Below are 20,175 nucleotides of genomic sequence, written 5' to 3' on the forward strand. Positions count from 1 at the left end.
AAATGTTTGTGGCGCGCTTTGCGTCTAGAGACCCCTGTATTTCGCTTGCAGCGGCATTGCAGTTACGGGGAATACAAGGGGTTCTTGATGCAGAGTGGGCCGCAAACCTTCGCATCGCGCTAAGTGTCGGAGATAACACGCTTCAGCGTGCGGCAACTTTTCGGCAACCTCTTTAACCTGCTTGTTTTCCCCTGCAAAAAACTCGAGCGCATGACGAAGTGAAACGTCATTACCTTGGGGGGGCGTCGCCACCGTAGATCGTCTGTTTCGATTGATGCGGTATGGCTCCTTCAGAAAGATCCTAATGATAAAGTTTGCACTCTTAGCAGTTCTTATAATGTCGGGGTCTGCGTTCGCACAGCTTCAGCAATACAAGACTGTCGATCCTCCTCGAGCTGGCGAGAACATCGATCAACCTTGCAAGTACGAGGCCTCTTTTCCTGCTGGGGAGAGGGCCGTGAAGGCAGCGTGGGTCACCTATGACAGGGGGCCGGATATCACGAAGTTCTACTCTGATCCGGATGTTCTGGCATTCGCACAGAAGAATGATCTGGCGATGGTACTGGCTCGCCAGTGCCCAGCCACTCGAACATCTGAAAAGGGTGAGATGGACATGTATCCAGAACATGGTCTGGGTCGATCGCTCTTCACTGCCCTCGACGCCTTGGGTCAGGAAAGCGGGCATCCGGAGCTGGGGAAGGCGAAGCTTATCGTTCTCGGCTTCTCTGGAACAGGAGCCTACTTCGGACACTTTGTGGCGTATGCCCCGGACCGTGTTTTGGCAGCGATCCTTACCAATCCTGGGCAGACCGACCCAGACAATATCGACAAAATAACGCTCGATGCAAAGGGAGTTGCTGTTCCGGAGCTAATCATCGCGGGAGGAAGAGATGCTGTCGGAGGTGTGATGAAGCCGTATGCTTTTTACGATCACCATCGCGCGGAGGGAGCACCCTGGGTCTACCTGGTGCAAAACAATATTCCTCACTGCTGCATCAACAATACAAAGCCCTTCATGATCGATTGGCTGCAGGCAGTCATTGACACCCGAAAGCCAGACCCAGAAAAGCCGCTCTTGCCAATGAATTTAAAGTCCGGTTGGTATGGGTCTATTCAGCCATGTCCCACACCGTACAAGGATCACTGGGGCCTTCCTCTATGGAACGTCTGTGAGGCTCATATCAAACCTGCGGGAAGCGTTTTACCCGTTAAGGAGATGCCGGCGGCCTACTTTCCAACGGAATCCCTGGCGCGTGAATGGCTCGCGTACATCAAGCTGCAGGACCATCCCAGGACCTCCTTTGCTCGTCCCGATAACCCAACCTTTGGAGACCCAAGATTTGGCGAGCCAAAGTGAGTTCGACCGTACTGACCTGTTCGTATCGATAGCCATGAAAATGCTTTAGCAAAAGAGAAAAGGCCGCCAAAGCGGCCTTTTCGTTGGCTACCAAACACCTACGACAGCACAGGAATGTTGATCTCCTGGCCCACCTGAATGTGATCAGGGTTGTCGATGCCGTTGGCGGATGCGATCTCCTGATACTTGTTCGCGGTACCGTAGAACAGCTTGCTCACCTTGCTGAGATTATCGCCGGCCTTGATGGTGTAAGGCTGTGTTTCGCCGCCGGTGGTGGCAATCTCGTGCTCGAGGTCGCTGTAGGTGGGATCGACTTCCTTGATGACGTCCCACACACGGTTCGCGATCACTGTTGACGGAACCTCGCCCTTCAGGTGCAGTTTTTCGCCATCGAGATCGGCGGAGTCAACCTTCGCGCCATACTCGGCGAAGCTCTCAATCGTCTCGATCACAGGGGCATACTTCTGTTTCAACGCATCCAAATCGGCCATACAGAATCTCCTTGGTAGTGACTTTTTGCTAGTGACTTTCTAACAGCTGAGATGCAAAAAGGGCATCTCTTCAAGATGAAAATTCACTACAGAATTTCCATTCTTTTTGCCGTAGTTGTCAGTGTCTCCAGGGCGCGGTCGATCTGCCCGCGGGTATGCTCGCTGGTCATGATGCAGCGAATGCGCGCCTTGCCCTCCGGTACGGTGGGGAAGGCGATGCCGGTGGCCATCAAGCCCTGCTCGAAGAGCGCACGGCTGAACTCCATCGTCTTGCGGCCATCGCCGATGAGGATGGGCGTAATCGGCGTCTCGCTGGCAGGAGTTGTCTTACCGCCGATGTCGAAACCGGCAGTCTTCAACTGCTCCTGAAAGTACCGTGTATTGCTCCACAATCTTTCGATACGTTCCGGCTCGCGCTCCAACAGGTCGAAGGCCGCGATGCACGTTGCTGCCACCGATGGCGGATGCGACGTCGAAAACAGAAATGGCCGTGCGCGGTGATAGAGGTAGTCGATCAAATCTCTCGATCCGCAGACGTAGCCCCCTAGTGCACCGATAGCCTTCGACAGCGTGCCCACCTGCACGTCTACACGCTGCGTGCAGCCGAAGTGATCAACGCTGCCGCGTCCATTGCGGCCCAGCACGCCTGACGCATGCGCGTCGTCGACCATCATGATCGCGCCGTACTTATCGCAAAGATCGCAGAGCTGTTTGACCGGTCCTATGTCGCCGTCCATGGAAAACACGCCGTCGGTGATGACGAGCTTGCGCCCGGGCTCATTCTGAATCTCCTTCAACAGCTCTTCAGCATGGGCAACGTCTTTGTGACGAAAAACCTTGATCTTCGCCCGCGAGAGTCGCGCACCATCGATGATGCTCGCATGGTTTAGCTCATCCGAGAGGATGAAATCCTCCTTGCCGAGGATGCTCGACACCGTGCCTGCATTGGCTGCAAAGCCGGACTGAAAGACCACGCAGGCTTCGACGCCTTTGAACGCTGCGATCTTCTCTTCTAGCTCCATGTGGATACGCATGGTGCCGGCGATCGTGCGTACCGCACCCGAACCGACGCCGTACTTCTCCGTCGCCGCAATCGCGGCCTCGCGCAGTTTGGGGTGATTGCACAAACCAAGGTAGTTGTTCGAAGCCAGATTGATGACTTCGCGGCCATCGTAGTGGCAAACCGCTGCCTGTTCGTCGTCGAGCACGCGCAGACGGAAGTAGGTGCCGCGTGCTCGCAGATCGTCGAGTTGTGCGGAGAGGTGGGCGAGTTGCGGACGCTTGGTTTCGATCGTTACAGGGCTCATACTGCTCACGATCTTAAACCTTTCACCGTGTCATAGGCGACAACGGCAGGAAATTGGGCATCCCACTCAGAGTATGTAGCCCGTAACTCCAAAAAGACCGCGCAGTTTCAACGCGGCAAGAGGAACCAAATGATATCCACAAAACAGATTCGTTCTATTACCGGCGCAGGCCTGATCGCTCTCGTACTGCTCACCGGATGCAAGAACAAAGAACAGCAGGCGCTCGACCAGGCCAAGGCTCAAGCTGCCTCGACCAACACACCGCAGAAGGTAAGCTACATCGACGCCAACGGCAACGCCGTCACAACCACCGTACAGCCTCCGGTGGCAGGCCAGGCGCAGCTGATCGCGACCTCCATTACGCCTCCTCCCCCCGGCCCCAAGCCGAATCGTACCGATCCCGTGGTTGCACCGCTGACAGCTCCTTCTGCCAATGATCAATCAGCCCAGTCGGCTCAATCCGGAGCAGGTTCGCAGACGCCTGATAACGGAAACGGCGCCATGCAGCCGCAAAACAACGGTGCGATGCAGGCTCAAAACGGCGCCATGCAGCCGCAAAATACTGGCCCGCAGCAAAATGCAACAGGACCCAATCAGCCTGCGGCTCCGCTGCAGCTCACCGTTCCAGCGGGCACGGAGCTTGCTATCCGGATCAATCAGAACATCAGCGTCAAAACAAGCCGTGTTGGCGATCGTTTCTCCGGCGAAGTTGTTGAACCTGTGCTGCAGAATGGTACTGTCGTCATTCCTCGCCGCACGCCTGTCTCCGGTCGTATAGACGCATCACATCGCCGCGGCCACTTCAAGGGTCGCTCCATCCTCGAACTGCGCCTGACGGAGATGACGCTTAACGGCAATCAGTACGCTCTGGACACGCATGACAGCGTGCGGACGAAGAAGGGTAAGGGCAAGCGCACAGCGGGCTTCATTGGCGGTATGACCGGTGCAGGCATGCTGATCGGTGGCATCGCCACCGGCGGTGTTGGACTGGCCATCGGCGGCGCCGCAGGCGCCGGTGCGGGCACGTTACTGGCCGGCGCTACGGGCAATCGCGATATCTCGATTCCTGCCGAGTCCATCGTGCACTTCCGGCTCGCCGACCAACTCGTCGTGCAGAATCCATAGAGCGGCTTTATCGATCGTGTGATGCATCAACGAATCACACGATCGATGTTGGAATGAATCACCCCAGAATTGTCATCTCGACCGGAGGCGCGTTTTTTGCGCCGTAGCGGAGAGACCTGCAGATTGCCTGTACCGACACTACTGCCGACGCAGACAACCTGCAGGTCTCTCCGCTGTGCCTGACATGATGCCGTCTGCTTCGGTCGAGATGACAGATTTGGGTAGTCCGGAAAACACCCATTACACCATTCGTGAAATCGCTCTACCGTTTCACCGTCAACAAAATCTTGCTCGCCTCACCCGACTCCAGCAGATGCATGGCCTCGTCAAACTGTGCCAGAGGAAGCCGGTGTGTGATGACCGGCGCAAGATCGATCCCGCTCTCACGCAGCAGTGCCTCGGCCTGAAACCAGGTCTCGTACATCTTGCGGCCGTTGATGCCATGCACCGTCGCGCCTTTGAAGATGACGGCGTTGGCAAGATCGAGCTCCACAGGCCGTGATGGAATGCCCAGCAGGGATGCCCGTCCACCCATGCGCAACAGGCGAAATCCCTGCGCGATGGCGGAAGGATGGCCCGACATCTCCAGCAGCACATCGACGCCGTTGCCGCCTGTCGCAGCCTTCACCTGCTGCTCGACATCGCCGCTCGCGGGGTCGAGCAGCGTGCGTGCTCCCATGCGCCGAGCCAGTTCACGTCGTTGCGCATTCGGCTCAATGGCGAAGATGTGGGAGGCCCCACAGGCCTTCGCCACGGCGATGGAGAACAATCCGATAGGCCCGCATCCAGTGACCGCGACCGTCTGTCCGGCGATGGAGCCCGACAGCACCGTGTGCACTGCGTTGCCAAACGGATCGAAGAGCGAGCCGAAGTCGCGTGGGATCGCAGGGCTGAGCTTCCAGATGTTGCTCGCTGGAATGCGGACGTAGTCGGCGAACGCTCCATCGGCATCGACACCGAGGATCTTTACGAACTGGCATACATGCGCCTGCCCGCTGCGACACTGCAGGCAGTGGCCGCAGGCCACGTGCATCTCGGCAGAGACGAAGTCGCCGATCTGCAAGTCCTGCACGAGATCGCCGATAGCCGCTATGGTGCCGCAGAACTCATGCCCTGGAATGTAGGGAGGCTTGATGCGCGCCTGCGCCCACTCGTCCCAATGGTAGATGTGCAGGTCGGTGCCACAGACAGAGGCGGTCTCCACGGCAACGAGCACATCGTTCGGCCCAATGGCTGGAACCGGCATCTCGCGCATCTCCATCCCCGGCGCGGCGGCGGCTTTTACAAGGGCCTGCATGGTCTTCGGAATCATATTGAGCCTGGTACTCCATCTGTTGCGCGCCTGATTTGAAAAAGCGAGCGGCAAACACTACATGGTATCGTGCTTTCCTCATAGGAAGCAGTTCCCTATTGGGTGCTCGGCAACTCTAAAATTCTAAATGGATGGCATAACCACCCGATCAGGCACAAACCCAAGCCCCGAAGGGGCGACGCTATCACAGCCCAGGGTGAAACCCTGGGTAATGGAGTCTAAAAATGTTGAGCCCTGAAGGGGCGACCTATCGTGCTGCCACCGATAGATCGTGCTTTCAGCGCTCTGCTGCGAGTTGGCTCCATTTACACTAACCCCAGCGTGTTCATGAAGCTCCTTGCCGCCATCGCGCTTCTGGGGATGCCAGCTCTGCTGGCGCAAACCCCCGCGTCGCCCCCCGCCGAGCCCGATCAACAGCCAGATTCACAGGCGGCTTCCATCACCATCCACTCGTCGTTGGTGGTCGTTCCAGCGCTGGTCAAGACCAAATCAGGGCAACTGGTTTACACCCTTAAGGCCAACGATTTCATCCTCACCGACGATGGCATCGAGCAGAAGCTCACGCTCGAAGAGGACACCGGCAACCAGCCGCTGGCGCTCGTTGTCCTCGTCGAGACCGGCAGCGACGGCGCTCAACATCTAGCCGATTACCGCAACCTCTCACCCATACTCGACGACATGCTCGGCGGTGTCCCTCACCGTGTGGCCGTCGTCGGATTCGACAGTGAGCCGCAGTTGCTGCAGAACTTTACTCGCAACATAGACGGCGTGGCCGGCGTTCTCGCCGACCTCGATCCCGGCGACCAGAAGGACGCCATGTTCGATGCTCTTTCGTACGCCGTCGATATGCTGCGCAAACAGCCAACCACCTACCGGCGCGCGATTCTGCTGCTCAGTGAGACCATCGACCACGGCAGCCACACCACGCTAGAAGACGCGCTGAAAGCCATTAGCGACACCAACACCGCGATCTACAGCGTGGGTTTTTCCAGCACTAAGGGCGAGATCAAGCACGAGGCCTCGAAGCTTAGCTCGACAGAGCCCGGACCTCCTCACGGCTGCTTCAGCAAAGACCCCAACGCCGACCCGGCCACCTACGAAGGCCGCGCCACGCAAAACTTCGACTGCCTCGCCGAGCTCCTGCCACCGCTGCGGCTGGCGAAGATGGCTGAGATCGCGGCCCGCAACGCCCTGCGTTCCAACGCATCAGAGAACGTAGCCAAACTCACCGGCGGCGAACACTTCAAGTACAAGGACGCCAAGACGCTGCAGCGCGACCTCTTCACCATCTCCAACCACATCCCGAACCGCTATGTCTTAACCTTCCATCCCCAGTCGCCGCACCCGGGGCTGCATGCCGTCGACCTGAAACTGAAGAACTACACCGACCTCGTCGTAGAGGCCCGAAGCAGCTATTGGGTCGACGACGATACACCAGCGCCATCACCGCAGCCTGCGAACAAACCTTAGGGCGAGTCATCAACGGATCCTTACTTCAGATAGGCCCTGACCAGGTCGACCAGATCTTCGGCTAATTCGTGAGGTGGAACGGAACTCCGCTCGGGCGAGAGCAGGTGATGCCGTATGTGATCTTCAAGCACTTCGGCCATCAGACTGTTAATCCCACCGCGCACATTCGCCAGCAACATAAGAACATCGGCGCAGTCATCTCCTGTGGTGAGCGATCGTTCGATGGTATCGACCTGTCCGCGAATCCGTTTGATACGTGCCACAAGCTTCTGTTTCTCTTTGTCTAGTTCCGGCATGGAATCCTTATGTATATCCTAGGGGGGTATGATATAAAGTGACAGGTGAGGGGCATCCCTCGCAGGAGAGCTGCAACTATCTATAAGCAAAATTCCGCTCACCACATCATAGGACCTGTCATTGGAGCGCGTGAAACTACGGCCTGAACGGCGTGCCTCGATGCGCAAGGAGGAACGATGAACGACCCAGTCCCAAGCGAGCCTCCGCCTAGCCGGAGGCCAGTGGCAACTCCTCGCTGCATGTGAAACCGCACAATGCGCTTCGCTCGCAGCATGAGAGTCTCCGCTCACAGCGCGAGCTTCCCGAACAAGCTCCGTAACAACTGAAGGCCTGCATGGTCAGGCGCAATACTCACTGGCGAGCCCTGCAGAGGCTCCGCCAGAATGCTCGACGTGTGTCTAAAACGTCGCGGAGACGTACTATGTCGTTTTTATGTAAATCGCACCCAATCCTTAAGGGGATCCATGGCTTCCCACAGCCTTTCCGCCGTATCTCCCTCTTGCTTTTGTTCCTCGCCTGCACGTTTTCACCGCAGCTTCTCGCCGCGCAAACAGGAGGCCGCATCGCGGGTGCGGTCAAAGATGCGAGCGGCGCACTGATCCCCAATAGCCAGGTTGTACTGGTGAATCCAGCAAACGGAGTGAAGCAAAATGCTGTGACCGGGAACGATGGCGTCTTCACCTTTGCAGCCGTTCCCGTAGGTCAGTATGAACTCGATGTGACAGCCGATGGCTTCAGCCCCTATCGGCAAACCGCGAACTTGAAGATCGATGTAAACACTGCCCTGACGATCGATGTGGTTCTGCAGGTCGCCGATGCCAACCAGACCATTAACGTGATCGAGAATACTGCCGAAGTCCACACCACCGACACGCAGATCGGGCAGACGATCGAGAGCAAGCAAGTGGTCGATATTCCCCTGAACGGACGGAGCTACACAGACCTGCTCGCGGTGCAGGCCGGCGTCTCGCCCGTTACAACCAGTGGAGCCGGCAACAGCAGCTCCGGGGGCGGCTTCGGTACGGTGCCTGCCGCAGGAGAGGCCAACACAGGGCAGTTCTCTATCAACGGCCAGCGCGAATCCGACAACGCCTTCTATCTCAACGGTGTGAGTGTGGAGGAGACCATCGGACAGCAGGCCGGAATCATCCCCAACCTCGATTCGATTGCGGAGTTCCGCATTCTTTCGAGCAATGTAGACGCGGAGTATGGCAGCTTCACAGGCGGAATCATCAACGTCGTCACTAAATCCGGCACGAACAGTTACCACGGAAACATCTTCGAGTTCTTCCGCAATACTCATCTGGACGCGCGAAACTACTTCTCGCCAGAACGCGCAGCCTTTCACCAAAACCAATATGGTGGCACCTTCGGAGGCCCGATTCATCCTGACAAGATCTTCTTTTTTGCGGACTACCAGGGGCAGCGTTACATTCAAGGCATCGAGACCGGCTTCGTCAGCGTGCCTTCGATGGCGAATCGCAACGGAGATTTTGGCGCGGCTTCTGCGTTTACAGGAACAGTCAATGGTTCCTATCTTGCCCAGATTCTTACGCAGCGGCTTGGCTATCAGGTCACACAGGGAGAACCGTTCTCCAAAGTTTTTCCGAACGGCATCGTTCCAAGAAATGCATGGGGAGCAGCCCCCACGCGAATGTTGCAGTACATCCCTGAACCCAACGTCGGTGTAAGCCAGTTTTCGACGGGTGCGTATAAAGAGCGCATCAACGATAACAAGGCTGCGGGCCGGGTGGACTTCAACTCCACGCACCTTGGCACGTCCTCGATCTACTACTTCAATGATCGATATAACCTCGACAATCCCTATCCCAGCGGACTCGGTGGCGCGACGCTCCCAGGCAATGGCTTTGCGTATGACGCAGCATCCTTTGGCACCGACCAGACTCTCGTCTTCAGCAACATCCACACATTCGGTGTCAAAGCCGTCAACGAGGCCCGCTTTGGCATCACGCGCCTCGATAACAATATTGGTGTACCCAAAGGTGGAGTGGGTGTCACACTCGCCGATCAGGGCATTCAATCCGGAGGTGAGGGTATTATTCAGGGCTTCCCCTCTCAGGCGGGAGTAGAGGGCCTCTTCTTCAATGGTTTCTCCATTGGGACCAATCCTTTTTCACTCGTTCAGGTGAACAGTAACTACGATCTGTCTAACTCGCTTACACGCACAGCTGGCAACCATACGTTCAAGTTCGGTGGGCGTTACATCTGGTATCGCGTCAAACAGGATCCGAATCTCGTGGCCAATGGCACCTACTCCTTCTTTGCCTCTGGCAATCAAACTACGGGGAACGACTACGCGGACTTCCTGCTCGGTCTACCTGACTTTTATTCTCAACAATCCTCGCCGAGCTTCTATGAACGGGCAGCAAACGGCGACTTATTCGCGCAAGACAGCTATCGCATTCGTCCGAACCTTACCTTCAACTATGGCCTGCGTTGGGATTACGTCACGCCATGGGCGGAGAAGTATCACCAGATAACGACCTTTGTCCTGGGAGCGCAATCCCAGACCTTTCCAGGAGCTCCTCAGGGTTATCTTGTTCCCGGCGATGTCCTTCCGGATGGGCACAAGATTCCTGCCGGGATCGCTCCGACGCCCCTGGATAACTTCTCACCCCGCTTCGGCGTAGCGTATTCTCCCAGCGCCTCCAGTGGCTTTCTGGGGGCACTTACGGGTGGTCCTGGAAAGACAAGTATCCGGCTGGGTGGAGGGCGATTTGTCACTGCACCCCAGGGACTCACCGTCGCTTATCCAACCGGCAATCCGCCGTATGGGCTGACCTATACCAGCCCGGAATCTCCGATTATGGAGACACCCTTCATTGGCGCGCTTTCGGGCACACAGTACCTGCAACAGTTTCCGGTTCAAGTGCCTTCCTACAACGTCTCTCCGACCAATCCGGATAAATCCGTCGATTGGAGCCGCTATTACCCGATCAGCGGAGCCGGTAGTGTCTATTACAAAAACAAGACCGGTTATGCCATGCAGTACGACCTCACCGTTGATCGGCAGATCGGCGCCAATTCGCTTCTTAGTATTGGCTACGTCGGCTCACTGGGAAGGCACCTTCTGACGGTTCGAAGCGCAAACCCCGGTAACCCCGCGCTCTGTCTTAGCCTCAGTCAATCTTCAGAGGTCGCGCCCGGCTCTCCGACCTGTGGGCCATTCGAGGAGAATCTGGTCTTTACTCGCGCGAATGGAACGGTCGTCAATGGAACGCGTGGACCCTTTCCGAACCAGATAGGCACCGACGCGTACTACGAAAATATGGGTGACTCGGAGTACAACGCCCTGCAGGTAACGCTCAAGCGAACCACGGGACCGCTAAGTTTTCTTGCCAGCTACACCTACTCCAAGTCGTACGATCAGACTTCCAGTATTCAGGAGCAGGTTGATCCCTACGACTACCATCGGCTCGATGGCATCTCGGCTTTCGACCTCAAGCATGACTTCGTCGTGAGTTATAACTACGACCTGCCGATCGATCATCTATTCCATCCGAACCGCTTCACAAGCGGCTGGGCGTTATCAGGGATCACCCGCCTGGCTTCCGGATTGCCGGTTACGTTTGCAAGTTCAAGCGATAACTACCTCGTGCAGGTCCAGAACAATGGCGTCAATGCGACAAGTATCGATATGCCCAACTACGATGGCACGGGCTACAAGCTCAATCACAATCCTCGCAATGGCAAGCCGTACTTCAACATCTCTGCGTTCACGCCAAATGCTCTGGGAACACAGGGGAACTCGAAGCGCCGCATGTTCTACGGCCCGGGTATCGACAACTACGACATGGCGCTCCATAAGGTGACCAACTTTACCGAAACACGCTCTCTTGAGCTTCGGCTGGAGATGTTCAATGTGTTCAACCACGCGCAGTTCTACCCGAATGGATCGGTCGACGGAAATATTGGAGACACTTCTTTCGGCCAGGTTTTGCGGGCTGCCGATCCACGCATCGGACAAATCGCAGCGAAACTCCGGTTTTAACAGAATGAGGGAGGCGCCGCCTCCCTCATTTGTGAGATCAAGAGAACGGAGAAAGACATGATCGGAATCAGTACAGTTCAATTTGCTCTTCGTTTGTTGCTCGCGATTGCGATGGGTGCATTAGTCGGGCTGGAACGGCAATGGCGTCAGCGCATGGCCGGAACCAGGACAAATGCTCTTGTAGCTGCCGGTGCCGCGGCGTTTGTGATGTGCGGTTTGCTGCTGGACAATGATCCCTCTGCAAGAGGTCGAATCGTCTCCTATGTCGTCTCGGGCGTCGGGTTTCTTGGAGCGGGAGTCATCTTCAAAGAGGGTGGGAACGTACGCGGACTTAACACCGCTGCCACGATCTGGTGCTCGGCGGCAATAGGTGCCTTGTCTGGACTGGGTTCTCTCAATCTTGCCTTGGTTCTGGCAGCGGCCGTACTGCTTACCAACATGGTGCTGCGCCCACTCGCCTATCGCCTGCATCCTGTTCTTCCGGAAGCCACTCCAGTGGAGACGCTGTATGAAATCCGCGTGGCCTGCAGGGTATCCGGTGCAGCGCACATTCGCTCGTTGTTGCTTTCGACGATCAACAATCTGCCCGTGACGCTTCAGTCGATCCACGGCGAACACGATGATGTGGACGACCAGACGCACATCCGAGCAGAAGTCATGACTGCTGGCCGGAACAATGAGGCTCTGGAACAAGTCGTAATGCGGCTCTCGATGGAAGATGATGTCTCCAACCTAAGCTGGTCGGTTGTTCAAGCCTCAATGGAGTAAGACGATGAACAAAACACTCTCAGTACTTGAACGCCGCAATCAACGCATTGCCGCGCGGCTTCGGCGCATTCAGGGGCAGCTCGCCGCCCTGGAGCGGTCTCTGAATGCAGAACCCGATTTCACACTCCTGCTGCAGCGAGTTGCTGAGTGACTTGGCGATTTTGCGCAAGTCGACAGCCCACAATCGTCAGCTCGATCAAGGCACATGTTTGCATTGTTAGACAACATGTAGCTAGACGGCAGACCCTCTGACAAATGTGCCGCGGCCCTTCTCGCGAATGACGTAACCTTCCATGCGAAGCTCGTAAAGAGCCTGCCTCACTGTCAGGCGGTGGACCTCAAACGCGGCCCCAAGCTTTGCTTCCGATGGAATCAGATCGCCGGCGACAAGTTCTCCATGTTCCATTCGATCCAATAGCAGATCTTTGATCTGTTGGTAGAGCGGAACGAAGCTCTGACGATTCAGGCTGCAATCTGTAATGGCCACTCTCTCGGGCCGGTTCGCATGGTGCGCCAAATCTTCCTCCTCTTCACGGCAGGTCCGTGCGTTACGTCTTGGGCACAAGGCTCTCAGTCGCCCCGCAAGGCGATCATGGGATCTATCTTCGCTGCGCGCGTCGCAGGAAGAGCAGATGCTGCGAGCGCAAACGACAACATGGCGAAAGCAGAAAGCGTTAGCACCAGTGGATCGAACGGGCTGACTCCAAAGAGAAAGGAACGCAAAAGATGAGATACGGCTGTTGCGGCCAGGAGTCCTAAGAGACATCCGATCGCGCCGAGCTTCGCGGCGGAGAGAAGAACAAGGTGGAGTACCCCCTGGCGCTGACAGCCGAGCGCCATACGTATCGCCATCTCCTGCTCTCGCAAAGCAACCGAAAATGCGATGACGCTATAAATCCCCAGCACAGCCAGCAGTAACGCAATCGTCGCAAAGGCTGAAATCAGCACAGTATTGAACAAGCGCGGAGCTTCGCTACCCGAGATCACGTGCTCCATCGTCTGCATCTCGATAAGGGGGAGCTGAGGATCGATACTTCGTACTGCTGCGCGAAGCGAGTTCTCCATTTGCTCGGGAGGTAAGTCGGTGTGCAATACGATATATCCGTAGGTTGCGGTCAACTCACCAGCCGAAGCAAAGGCCCCTTCTGAGACGACTAGTTGGGCTGCAGGTTGATAGAACTGTTCTGCAGTCTCGCCATCGGGCGATCCGAGCTTTACGTCATCCACTATGCCCACTACCGTCAACCAGGGAGTCGGAGTCTCTGGCATACCGCGGCGCAGCCGTTTTCCGATAGGGTTCTGACCGGGCCAGAAATGTTCGGCCAACTTCCGGTTCACGATCGTAACGGGTTGAGAATCCACTTTGTCTGATTCCGTGAAGAATCGTCCCCGCAGCAAGCGGATCCCGAGCGCCTGAAAGGGATCGCCCTGCATCTGCGATACCGTTGCCATATTCAGTCCCGCGCCTTTCTGCGGGACATGCCCTTCCACAATGATTGAGAGCCCTCCGCCATCACCTACAGCGGGCAGTGAGGAGGAGATGCCCGCAGCTTTGATCCCAGGCAGTTGCCGTAGATTCCGAAGCAAGGCGTCCGTAAAGCCATCGACTGCAGACTGAACCCTATATCGCTCATGGGGGAGGATATAAAACGCGGAGAGCGTGTGGTCCACCCGAAAGCCAAGGTCGACCTGGCGCATCTTCTCAAAGCTGCGCAATAGCAACCCGGAAGCCGAGAGTAGAACCAGTGCGACGGAGATCTCCGCAACAACGAGCATGGAACGCAGCCTCCCGTGTCCACTACCCGGAGTGCCGGTTCGTCCACCCTCCTTCAAGGTCTCGTTTACGCTGGTCCGTATGGCTGCGAATGCAGGCGCTAGTCCGCAGACTAGACCTGTCACGACGGCGAGGCCAAGAGCAAAGGCGATGACAGGCCAATCCAATGAGATCGCGTGGATTCGCGGCAATGTCTCCGGCAGCAGGCTGATGCCGATCCGAATGCAGGCCGCGGCAAATACTAATCCGACTAGACCTCCGGTGATACTCAACACCAGGCTTTCCACCATGGCTTGCCGCAGAATCATAGCGGCGCGTGCGCCCAGAGCAAGACGAACGGCAATCTCTCTCCTCCTGCGAATCGAGCGCACCAGAAGCAGGCCAGCCAGATTCGCGCATGCGATCAGCAAAACAGTTGCCACTGCAATCAGCAGCGTATGCACCAACGGACGGGCCTGTGCCACGGTGTCTTCCTGCAAGAGCTTCACGTTGGATCGAATACGAAGACTTCGCATAAACCCCGGATAGTTACGCATCGTCTCTTCAGCTACCACCTGGGCATCGTTCTGTGCTTGTGCAGGCGTAATTCCAGGTTTAAGTCGCCCCACCATACGAGAGTTCCAGGATGCCGCGAAGCCCGCGGTGAATTCCTCTGGCTCAGGGCTTAGCGGAACCCAAAGTTCACTTCTATTTACGTGGCCGGGCGGCAGGGGAAACTCAAAATCAGGAGGCATGACCCCGATCACGAGATAAGGCTTGCGATCAAGAAGAATCTTCGTCCCAAGAATCTTCTCGTCGCCATGAAAGCGTTCGCGCCACATGCCATAACTTAGTACGGCTACTAGCTGATCCTGATCGTCTTCCTGCTGGGAAAACCAACGCCCCAAAAGCGGCGCGATAGCCAGGGCCGGAAATACCTCTCCGCTCATTCTCGTCGCATCGACACGCACCGGGTCTCCGGTACCGGACAGCTCAAAACCTTTCCCCTGATAGCCGCCGAGGTGGAGAAAGCTATGCGTGTCGCGCATATAGTTGCGGATATCTGGAGCAGTGACGCTAGCTTGGTCCCAGGACGATCCGGCGAGATTATCGCCAAGGATAACCAGGTGATCGGGATCGGCAAACGGAAGCGGGCGCAGCAAAACTCCTTCGACGATCGAGAAGACGGCAGTCGTAGCGCCAATTCCGAATGCCAGCATAAGAATTGCCGTGAGAGTAAATCCTGGAGATTTACGCAACTGCCGCAAGGTATATTGCACGTCCATCACAGTGCTGGCCAGACCTTGGTAGGCTCGTTCGTTGCGGTGCAGTTGCTTCACCTGCTCCACTCCTCCATAGGCGCGCCTGGCCGCTCGTCGGGCCTCTTCTGGAGTCACGCCTCGATCCAGAAAGTCGTCTTCCAACAACTGAAGATGAGCAGTAATCTCCCTATCCAACTCGGCTTCTGCTTTGGAATTGGCGAAGAGGCCAAAGAATCTGAGAAAGATGCGCCTTAGATATCTCATCTTTAGGACTCCTCAACGAGAAGCTTTTCGACCAGACCAGCCATCCTTCTCCATCGCTGGGTTTCTTTGCCAAGCGCGTTCTGGCCGGTCCGGGTAATTGCATAGTATTTAGCTTCCCGGTTGTTTTCCGTTTTCCCCCAGGTGCCCTTGATCCATCCGTATTGCTCGAGACGTACCAGTGCTGGATAGAGCGTGCCTTGATTGAGATTGAGAAGATTGCCGGAGACTTGCTCTAGCCGCTTTGCTATCTGGTAGGCGTGCTGTGAGCCCATGCTGGCAAGAGTGCGCAGGACAATGAGATCTAGCGTTCCTTGAAGAAGTTGAATCGAGTCGTTCTCTCTACTTGACATCCCAGTGATCTCTCTTTATGAAAGAGTCATTCTTTGTCTACTTGTTTGTCAAGTGAAATGTGCCCAAACGCTAATTGCAGGTGATCAGAACCAAGTCATGACTGACATTCTGGGGGGGGGGATATTCTGCCGGGCTGTTCGGGAAAGGATGGGATACTTCAGTTTCAACAGGGCGTGCCTTATGAATAAGTGCACTCGGCGGGTGTAGTGCTCGACGCGCTCTTCGGCTTACAATCTGGACACACGGGTTTCCATCCCCTCTCAAGTACATCCAGGAGTTCGTCATGCGCGTTGCCGCCGTTGTTCTTCTTGCCGTTTCCGCACTCAGCGCCTCCGCGCGGTCTACGCACGATCCGCGCCTTGCCGGCGGTTACAAGGCGAATCAAGGCGGCTGGACGTATGTCCATCTTGCCGGCACACCGGAGCAGATTGGTTTTCAGCACGGGTACTTGCTCGCCAAAGAGATCGATGACAACGTTCACGTCTATGCGGTAGAAGCGCCGAACCTCGATCAAAAGGATTGGTCGTTCTTTCGCGAGGCCGCGCGCACCATTCTGTGGCCGCACCTCGATCCCGAGTATCAGGCTGAGCTCAAGGGGATCGCCGCAGGGCTCAAGGCCGCAGGCTCAAAGACCGACCTTTGGGATGTCGTAGCTATCAATGGAAATGAAGAGCTAACCGGCTACTACTTGCCGATGCTCAATGCGCAACAGCAGAAGCCCAACCCACCCGCGGCTGCAGCCCCCGGCAAGTGCAGCGCATTCATCGCCACCGGCTCTGCCACCAAGGACGGCAAGATCGTGATCGCGCACAGCAACTGGTCGAGCTATGCGGAAGGCGAGCGCTGGACCGTCGTCTTCGACATCGTCCCTGCGAAGGGACAGCACATGCTGATGGACGGCGCGCCCGGTTTCATCACCAGCCAGGATGACTTCGGCGTCAATGCCGCCGGTCTGATGATCACCGAGACTACGCTGCCTATGGCCGCGGGCTTCGACGTCAACGGCGTCCCGGAGTTCGAGCGTTCGCGCAAAGCCATGCAGTATGCGAACTCCATCGACGAGTACGCCGAGATCATGCGCAAGGGCAACAACGGCGGCTACGCGAACTCCTGGATGATCGGCGATCGAAAGACTGGCGAGATTGCTTACCTCGAGCTCGGCCTCAAGCACACACCTCTCAAGCGCAAGAAGGATGGCTACTTCGTCAGCGCGAACTACGCATGGGACCCCGATGTGATCCGCGACGACACGCCCGGCTTCGATCCAAAGAACATGTCGAGCTCGATGAACGCGCGGCATGTGACCGCTGAGGCTTTTGTGCAGAAGCATTATGGACAGCTGGACACAGCCCTTGCGGAAGCGTATCTCTCCGACCACTACGATAGCTACGAGAAGAAAGTGGACGCCGGCAAACGTTCGCTTTGCGGCCACGAAGAGCTCTCCACGGAAGGCGAACCGGTCTGGGGCAATCCGCCATTCTCACCTTCGGGCGCAGTCACCGGCAAGGTCATGGATGCCGACATGGCCGCCAATATGAGCTTCATCGCACGCGCTGGCCATCCCTGTGGCGAAGACTTCATCGCCGCTCCGTTCCTTGAGAAGCATTCGGAGTTTGCGTGGCAGAAACCAATTTTGCACGACATGAAGGCCGGACCATGGACGACGTTTTCGGCGGGTGAGTTTGCACCGTCTACAGTCGCGCAGAGATGATCGACATCCTTCACTGCTATCTGACCTAACTTCAGTGGAAGACAACAACCAGCGGTTTGCCGGTGTCGCTGACTGTAGCGGCCCATCCCAGCTTGGTGTGTTCGAGCGCTGCACTGTGTCCGTCGATGCTGACCTGTGTCGCCGAAGACGTCCAGCCAACAGCTTCAATGCGAAACGCTGTCCACCACGGAGTAAAGTTGCCTTCGCGCTTTGGGATATCAACACTCAGTGAGCCATCTGCACCGACGCTGCAGGTGAAGTGCAGGCGCAGGTACGCGCCCTTGCGGTAGTCGAAACTCATACCGTCGTCCTGGTAGAGATCGCCATGGCAGTTATCGCCAGGAAATACGCGCAGGGTTAGCGGTCCGCTGGGCTTTTCGTCGGTGGACTGTACCAGCGGCTGCATCGGAATAATCGACCCTCCGCGAACGTAGAGCGGCAGATCTCCCGGGCCGGGCTGTACCGTGATCGGGGGCAACGCAGGAGTGGCCGTTGCCGTCGGATCACGGATTTCGAGATCGCGCGTGCCGATGGAAGCGCGCCGGTCAAGCTTCTCGCCGGTCCAGTAGTTGTACCAGAGGCCCGACGGCAGGCTGACGGTGTAGGGCGCAACCTCTTCCGGTGAGGGGGAGTCTGCCACCAGGATCGACGACCCAAAGAAGAACTCGCCTGGAGCATCCTGGTCGAGCGGATGATCGTCGCTCGTTGCATGCGGGAACTCCAGAAAGAGTGGACGGAGAATCGGAACGCCATCGCGTGAGGTCTCCTCGGCGGTGGTGTAGAGATAGGGCATCAGCCGGTAGCGCTCTTCAATGTAGCGGCGGCGAATGTCTTCCTGCACCGGGCCATCGACCCATGGTTCATGGTCGCGCGTGCCTTTGGCGGCGTGGTCGCGGTCGATGGGTTGGAACGCGGCCAGCATCAACCAGCGTGTGAGCAGATCGGGCGGTGGTGAACCGGCAAAGCCGCCAACATCCGCACCAGACATGGAGAAACCACTCAACCCAAGGTTAAGAATCTGTGGAGTCGTTTGGCGAAGGTGGTTCCAGGTCGACGAGTTGTCGCCGGTCCAGGTTGCTGCATAGCGTTGGCCGCCGGCATAAGTGGCGCGAGTCAGTACAAAGGGCCGCACATTAGGCTGAAGCGCGAGCAGGCCATCCCGCGTGCCACGCGAGTTCTCCAGGCCGTACACATTGTGGATCTCGAGGTGTGTTGCGGTCCGCGGCGCGAAGCCGGGATCCTCGATGCGGTGCTGCACATCGTCTGGCATGGTTTTGCTGGGATAGACAAAGACGGCTGGCTCATTCATATCGTTCCAGAAGCCAGCAACCCCATCGTCGACGAAGTCCTTGTAAAGTGTGCCCCACCATTCGCGTGTCTGTTTGCGAGTGAAGTCAGGAAAGACGGAAGGGCCCGGCCAAACGGGACCTACATAATCCTGTCCGTTGTGTTTTACGAAGTGGTCGCCCGCTTTGCCGGTGTCGTAGGCCATATAGCCTTGGTTGGGCAGATAGGCGATGTGTGGATCGGTGATGAGAACTGTGTGGAAGTGCTCTGCTGCAAGTTCGTGAATGAGACCAGGGAAATCGGGGAAGCTCGCGGAATCAATGGTGAAGGGACGATTGTGGTTCTGGTAATCGATGTCGAGATAGATTGCGTCGGAGGGAATCTTGTCGGCACGCAGGCGTGAGGCGATCTCTTCTACCCTGGTGCGCGGTATATAGGTATAGCGCGACTGCTGAAAGCCGAGTGCCCAGAGCGGCGGCAGCGGTGTTGGGCCGGTGAGCCAGGCATAAGTCTCGACGACGCGTTTCGGCTCGGGGCCATAGAGCAGGTAGTAGTCGAGTGGGCCGTCCGGAGCGCTGAAGGTATAGCGATCGGCGCGCTCGTGGCCGAAGTCGAAGTAGGTACGGAAGGTGTTGTCGAAGAGAATTCCAATCGTCCGGCCGCCGTGCATCTCCAGGAAGAAGGGAATCGACTTGTAGATAGGGTCAGTCGACTCCTGCCAACCGAAGGTGTCGCTGTTCCACATCACAAAAGATTGACCGGCACGGTCCAGCGGGCCGGGCTTGTCGCCGAGGCCGAAGAAGTGGTCGTCGCCGGTCTTCTGCTTGCTCACCTTGAACCCAGTCCCATCCCACCCAACCGGAGCCGCGTCACTTTGAAGCACGTTCCCGGCGAGATCGGACACAGACACACCAAGATTGGCATCCACTGCTATGCGCAGCGCCGAAGTGCTGAAGCCCGCAGCTTCAGAGGTAACCGAGACACGCGCCTTGCGGGCCTCCGGCAGCACGGCCCAGGAGGCGTCTTCGGCAGGATGCCCCTTGGGATAGATTCGTACCCGAAGAACATCCGGCCGCATGGCGTCGATCATTAGCGTCGATGCCGCATTCGAGAGTTCAATGCCGCTTGCCGTATGCGCAAGTCCCTGCAGTGGCTCGGTGACAGCTTTGGGGCTGCTGAGCGTAGCTGGCGCGGATTGAGCGATTGAGCTCGTGTTAAAGATCGCCAGAGAAAGAGCACAGGCGGCGAGGTAGAACAGATTCTTCGTCGGGGCCAAAGCAGACATGGGTGTAAGAGTCTGCATTCACTAGGCATCACCGCAATGCAAGATGCGCCCTCAGTTGCTCATTTTTGAATCAACAGATAAGCGCTTTTCGATCAGTAAGTTATCGCAATAGATAAAGGTGTA

The 20,175-nt window shown here is 57.0% G+C and carries 15 protein-coding genes; 7 read left to right on the plus strand and 8 right to left on the minus strand.

Features of this window, described 5'->3' with window-relative positions; all coding sequences use genetic code 11:
* Positions 1 to 337: 337 nt before the first annotated feature.
* Positions 338 to 1,357 (plus strand): hypothetical protein, encoded by a 1,020-nt coding sequence (locus tag GSQ91_RS10835; protein ID WP_158821570.1) that lies wholly within the window; start codon positions 338 to 340, stop codon positions 1,355 to 1,357.
* 98 nt (positions 1,358 to 1,455) lie between these two features.
* Here the strand turns inward: GSQ91_RS10835 and GSQ91_RS10840 are convergent, their stop codons facing one another.
* Both GSQ91_RS10840 and GSQ91_RS10845 read right to left on the minus strand, forming a co-directional pair.
* A complete protein-coding gene (locus GSQ91_RS10840) occupies positions 1,456 to 1,848 on the minus strand; it encodes a LysM peptidoglycan-binding domain-containing protein (protein WP_158821571.1) in 393 nt (130 codons plus the stop codon).
* Positions 1,849 to 1,934: 86 nt separating this feature from the next.
* A complete protein-coding gene (locus tag GSQ91_RS10845; protein ID WP_158821572.1) occupies positions 1,935 to 3,155 on the minus strand; it encodes a glycine C-acetyltransferase in 1,221 nt (406 codons plus the stop codon).
* Positions 3,156 to 3,284: 129 nt separating this feature from the next.
* Here GSQ91_RS10845 and GSQ91_RS10850 point away from each other — a divergent pair, with 129 nt between their 5' ends.
* Entirely contained in the window at positions 3,285 to 4,280 is a 996-nt protein-coding gene (locus GSQ91_RS10850) for a hypothetical protein (RefSeq protein WP_158821573.1), read from the plus strand.
* 262 nt (positions 4,281 to 4,542) lie between these two features.
* On the opposite strand, the gene tdh is transcribed toward GSQ91_RS10850, so the two are convergent.
* Positions 4,543 to 5,592, minus strand: coding sequence for an L-threonine 3-dehydrogenase (gene tdh, locus GSQ91_RS10855; protein WP_158821574.1), 1,050 nt, complete (start codon positions 5,590 to 5,592; stop codon positions 4,543 to 4,545).
* Between the two features lie 252 nt (positions 5,593 to 5,844).
* Between tdh and GSQ91_RS10860 the strand changes: the two genes are divergently transcribed.
* The gene (locus GSQ91_RS10860; RefSeq protein ID WP_254064499.1) at positions 5,845 to 7,062 is read left to right on the plus strand and encodes a VWA domain-containing protein; all 1,218 of its coding nucleotides are present in this window, start codon (positions 5,845 to 5,847) and stop codon (positions 7,060 to 7,062) included.
* Positions 7,063 to 7,082: 20 nt separating this feature from the next.
* Here GSQ91_RS10860 and GSQ91_RS10865 read toward each other — a convergent pair whose 3' ends face one another.
* A complete protein-coding gene (locus tag GSQ91_RS10865) occupies positions 7,083 to 7,358 on the minus strand; it encodes a metal/formaldehyde-sensitive transcriptional repressor (protein ID WP_158821575.1) in 276 nt (91 codons plus the stop codon).
* A 422-nt stretch (positions 7,359 to 7,780) separates the two neighbouring features.
* Between GSQ91_RS10865 and GSQ91_RS10870 the strand changes: the two genes are divergently transcribed.
* From GSQ91_RS10870 to GSQ91_RS10880, 3 genes are read left to right on the plus strand one after another with little or no spacing between them, the layout of a single operon-like run.
* A complete protein-coding gene (locus GSQ91_RS10870) occupies positions 7,781 to 11,371 on the plus strand; it encodes a carboxypeptidase-like regulatory domain-containing protein (RefSeq protein WP_158821576.1) in 3,591 nt (1,196 codons plus the stop codon).
* Positions 11,372 to 11,428: 57 nt separating this feature from the next.
* The gene (locus tag GSQ91_RS10875; RefSeq protein ID WP_158821577.1) at positions 11,429 to 12,139 is read left to right on the plus strand and encodes an MgtC/SapB family protein; all 711 of its coding nucleotides are present in this window, start codon (positions 11,429 to 11,431) and stop codon (positions 12,137 to 12,139) included.
* 4 nt (positions 12,140 to 12,143) lie between these two features.
* The gene (locus tag GSQ91_RS10880; protein ID WP_158821578.1) at positions 12,144 to 12,290 is read left to right on the plus strand and encodes a metal-sensing transcriptional repressor; all 147 of its coding nucleotides are present in this window, start codon (positions 12,144 to 12,146) and stop codon (positions 12,288 to 12,290) included.
* A gap of 81 nt (positions 12,291 to 12,371) precedes the next feature.
* On the opposite strand, the gene GSQ91_RS10885 is transcribed toward GSQ91_RS10880, so the two are convergent.
* The 3 genes from GSQ91_RS10885 to GSQ91_RS10895 are packed head-to-tail and all read right to left on the minus strand — an operon-like array spanning position 12,372 to position 15,768.
* Complete coding sequence (locus GSQ91_RS10885; RefSeq protein WP_158821579.1) at positions 12,372 to 12,656, minus strand: GntR family transcriptional regulator; 285 nt, start codon at positions 12,654 to 12,656, stop codon at positions 12,372 to 12,374.
* A gap of 53 nt (positions 12,657 to 12,709) precedes the next feature.
* The gene (locus GSQ91_RS10890) at positions 12,710 to 15,418 is read right to left on the minus strand and encodes an ABC transporter permease (RefSeq protein WP_254064500.1); all 2,709 of its coding nucleotides are present in this window, start codon (positions 15,416 to 15,418) and stop codon (positions 12,710 to 12,712) included.
* Between the two features lie 2 nt (positions 15,419 to 15,420).
* The gene (locus tag GSQ91_RS10895) at positions 15,421 to 15,768 is read right to left on the minus strand and encodes a PadR family transcriptional regulator (protein ID WP_158821580.1); all 348 of its coding nucleotides are present in this window, start codon (positions 15,766 to 15,768) and stop codon (positions 15,421 to 15,423) included.
* Between the two features lie 284 nt (positions 15,769 to 16,052).
* On the opposite strand from GSQ91_RS10895, the gene GSQ91_RS10900 reads away from it, so the two are divergent.
* Complete coding sequence (locus GSQ91_RS10900; protein WP_158821581.1) at positions 16,053 to 17,480, plus strand: C45 family peptidase; 1,428 nt, start codon at positions 16,053 to 16,055, stop codon at positions 17,478 to 17,480.
* 31 nt (positions 17,481 to 17,511) lie between these two features.
* On the opposite strand, the gene GSQ91_RS10905 is transcribed toward GSQ91_RS10900, so the two are convergent.
* Positions 17,512 to 20,052 (minus strand): TIM-barrel domain-containing protein, encoded by a 2,541-nt coding sequence (locus GSQ91_RS10905; protein WP_158821582.1) that lies wholly within the window; start codon positions 20,050 to 20,052, stop codon positions 17,512 to 17,514.
* Between the last annotated feature and the right edge of the window lie 123 nt (positions 20,053 to 20,175).

The sequence above is a fragment of the Granulicella sp. S156 genome, assembly GCF_009766105.1.
Classification (GTDB): Bacteria; Acidobacteriota; Terriglobia; order Terriglobales; family Acidobacteriaceae; genus Granulicella.